4 protein-coding genes are annotated in these 3696 nt (G+C 54.3%); 3 read left to right on the top strand and 1 reads right to left on the bottom strand.

Annotated elements, in window-relative coordinates:
- Positions 1-111: 111 nt before the first annotated feature.
- From VGC62_RS07365 to VGC62_RS07355, 3 genes are all read left to right on the top strand, one after another.
- Complete coding sequence (locus tag VGC62_RS07365; protein WP_331186413.1) at positions 112-765, top strand: hypothetical protein; 654 nt, start codon at positions 112-114, stop codon at positions 763-765.
- An 81-nt stretch (positions 766-846) separates the two neighbouring features.
- Positions 847-1350, top strand: coding sequence for a hypothetical protein (locus VGC62_RS07360; RefSeq protein ID WP_331186412.1), 504 nt, complete (start codon positions 847-849; stop codon positions 1348-1350).
- Between the two features lie 88 nt (positions 1351-1438).
- Positions 1439-1957: a cytochrome b/b6 domain-containing protein gene (locus tag VGC62_RS07355; protein ID WP_331186411.1), complete on the top strand. Its 519-nt coding sequence runs from the start codon at positions 1439-1441 to the stop codon at positions 1955-1957.
- A 119-nt stretch (positions 1958-2076) separates the two neighbouring features.
- Here VGC62_RS07355 and gabP read toward each other — a convergent pair whose 3' ends face one another.
- Positions 2077-3468 (bottom strand): GABA permease, encoded by a 1392-nt coding sequence (gene gabP / locus VGC62_RS07350; protein WP_331186410.1) that lies wholly within the window; start codon positions 3466-3468, stop codon positions 2077-2079.
- Positions 3469-3696 lie beyond the last annotated feature (228 nt).

The raw sequence follows: 3696 nt of genomic DNA, 5'->3' as shown, positions 1-3696 counted from the left end.
CCGTCTCTGGCACCATAAATACCAAAAAACCTCTGCATCGAAAGATTCAGGGGTTTTTTATTGGGCGCAATTTAGTAGGCTTTCAGCTCGTCCAAGTGCAGGAGACCGAATATGTCCTCCCCCCAGAAACAACAAAAGCGCGCCAAGCGTGCAAAGGCCAAAGCCAAGCAGCAACGCATTGCGCGCAGCGGTGTGGCACCGAATCCCGACGACGCATTCCCGAGCTTTAACGACATGCTCGGATTCGGAGACGACCTGGACGACGAAGATGCGTTGGGCCTCCTTGACGCCATAGATCCGGAACTGCGGGAGAGTCTGACCGATGAAGAACTGGAAGCACTGAAGGCTCTACATAGGGGCGATGAAATAGAAATCGACATGACCGAAGAAGAAATGATCATGTCTGGTCTGTTCCTGGACCCCGCCGAAGCCCCTTCGGATCAGCAACGCCTTGAACATTATGAAGAACTGAAAGCGATTGAATCGCAAGGTCAACAAGCCGTTCTGACCGCGTTTCTCAACGGCCCTGTCGCTGCGCACGTCTTCCAAACATTCACGTTTGAGGATCTGGACGACATCCTTGTCAAAACACTAGGCGATTACTGGCTGAGCACTCACGGAACACCTAAAGAGGCCGCTATAGCACGCGTCGAAAGCGATGATTTCCGAGCGGACTTTCTTGAAGCGCTGCGCTTGACTGAGGATCAGTCCATCGATCGCATGGCTGCCGAGATCATAAAGCGCAGCGAATCCGCGCCGGACTGAATACAATGCACAGCCATTTCGTCGGCGTTGTCTCTTGCGGCGCCGTAGATGCTCAATGCAACCTGACAAGGACCCAAGCCCATGGCCTCCCCTGAGAAACAACAGAAGCGCGCCAAACGGGCAAAAGTCAAAGCCAGGCACAATCGCATGGGCAAGGCAGTGCAGAACGTCGTACACCCTGTCCTGGCCAATCCATTCGTCAACGAGCCGTTTGATGACGTCGAGATCGACCTGAGCACGTTCGACTTCAAGGACATCCTGGAAAACGGTTTCGACCCCGCGGACTTCGATGACTTGTTCCTGGCGATGAAAACCGCCGAAGGCATCAGCCAACTGGCGATGTGCGTGGTGTTCCTGCAATACCCGGTGCTGGAGTTGGTGATTGCAGAGCAAGAGGAAGAAGACGCCACCGACTTCATGATGGGGCTGCTGATTATGTATCGAGCGATCCACCACGACGAAGACGAGGAAGCCGCCGTGGTGTGGATTGGCAGCGATGGGTTTCAGGCGGACTACAATCAGGCGTCGCAGATCCTTGAGAAGAAAAACGCACGTGCCAGTCGTCCGACGCAGCCACATTCTTAACAGCGAATTTAATTTACAAAGCTCTACTGCGCGGTTAGCGTGCCAACCTTAACGAGAATGAAATTTCTTCTCAATGGAGGCTGACGCGTTGACCGACCTCTCTCCCCTTTCTGCCAAACCCTATTCAAGCCCTCGGATTTATCTGCATTGGATATCGGCTGTGATCATCCTGTGGGCGACCTTCAGCGGCTTTGGCGTCGCACTCATGGCAAAGGACGACGCCTTTCGGCAGTGGGTTGAATCGGTGAATCCACAGATCACCAGCGTGTTTATCCCATTCTTTGCGTGGCGCGTGTGGCTTGCGATGACCGCGGCTTCCAAAAGATCCAAAACCCTTCAGGAACACCTGGCCAGTACGGCACATATCGCGATCTACATACTGGTAAGCAGCGTGTTGGTTACCGGCGTGCTGATGATGGCTCACCCGGTGAACATGCTCGGCCTCTTCCAACTGCCACAGCTGGTTCATTCAGCCACAGCGTTGGGCGAACTGCATGAAGTACATCATGTGCTGTGCGCGATATTGGCGGGGTTGGTGGCGGTGCATTTGCTGGCGGTGGTACAGCATCAGATCAGGGGGCGGTCGGTGCTGGGGCGGATGCGGTGATTCAATCGACTGGATTCTGGTCAGCAAGCGAAAAAGGGCCGATCCGAGTGACAACATGAAACGACCGCAATCATCACTGATCGCGGCCGTTGTCTTTCCAGCGAAAACTGCTCAGTACATCAATTGAGCACGACTTCGCCAACCTTCGCGCCTTTGCGGCGGCCGGCCACAATCAAACCTGCCGCAATCACCAGAATACTGAGCAAACCGGTGGCGATGATTTCCATGCGATGGGTTTCTTGAAACAGCATCACCGTCAACACGCCAACGATGAAAACGATGACCGCCCAGGTCAGCCCAGGGAACAGCCACATGCGGAACGCGATGGTCTCGCCTGCAGCCTGACGCTTCTTACGCATGCGCAATTGCGAAACAGCAATCGCCAGATACACCAGCAAGGCAATCGCACCGGAACTTGCCAGCAAGAAGTCGAACACCGCAGCGGGTGCAACGTAGTTGGCGAATACAGCAAGGAACGCCGCTGCGGTGGACAGCAGCACCGCCCACACCGGCGTGCCAGCTTTGCTGGTGCGTTGCGATATCGCGGGCGCATCGCCACGCTTGCCGAGGGAGAACAACATGCGCGAAGCGGTATACAGCGCCGAGTTCAGGCAACTGGTCACTGCGACCAATACCACCAGATCGACAATCAGCTTGGCATTCGGGATGCCCATCAGATCAAGTACCGTCTGATAGGAGCCAACATCTGCCAGGCGGCTGTCGTTCCAGGGCACCAGCGCCACCACGATGAAAATCGACACCATATAGAACAGACAAATCCGCCAGATCACCGAGTTGGTGGCCTTGGTGATTTGCTGGCTAGGGTTCTTCGATTCAGCAGCAGCGATGGTGACGATCTCGGTGCCCATGAACGAGAACATGGTCGTCAGCATGGCTGCGAGCACTGCGCCAATACCGTTAGGCATGAAACCTTGAGTATCGAACAGATGACTGACACCACTCACTTGGGTGTTTGGCAGCAGACCGAAAATCGCCAGCACCCCAAGCACCACGAAACCCAGGATCGCCAGCACCTTGATCAGTGCAAACCAGAACTCGAATTCACCGTAGTTTTTCACGCTGAACAGGTTAGTCGCGGTCAGCAATAGCGTGATCACCAGCGTGAACGCCCAAATCGCCACGTTCGGGAACCAAGCGTGCAGGATTGTCGCGGCAGCGTTGGCTTCCAACGGGATCACCAACACCCAGAACCACCAATACAGCCAGCCAATGGTAAAGCCCGCCCACTGACCAATCGCGCGATCGGCATAGGTAGAGAAGGACCCGGTATCCGGCGACGCGACGGCCATTTCAGCCAACATGCGCATCACCAGCACAACCAGTGTACCGGCGGCGCCATACGCCAACAGGACAGCAGGGCCGGCTTCGGCAATGGCATGGCCGGAACCCACGAACAAACCGGCACCGATAACGCCGGCAATTGAAAGCATGGTGATGTGACGCGATTTCAGCCCTTGTTCGAGATGTGAAGCGTTAGCAGTACTGCTCATAAGAACAACCTTTGGAGGATTTTTCGTACGGTTCGAGGCGTAAGGGATATATTCGTAAAAATATCCAAACAGCCTGTTATTTATTTTTTACGCAATAATTACGCCAAAATGTTTCAAAAACGACGTCGCCCCTGGAAATACTGGAGATCAGCTAATCCACAAGCCATTGATGAATATGGCATTCCATCTTTTTTGTAGGATCTGTTACCAAAAATCTCATCCAAAAGA

Origin of the sequence: Pseudomonas sp. (assembly GCF_036404235.1) — a bacterium.
Lineage (GTDB): Bacteria > Pseudomonadota > Gammaproteobacteria > Pseudomonadales > Pseudomonadaceae > Aquipseudomonas.
This window is presented reverse-complemented; position numbering and strand designations above follow the sequence as displayed.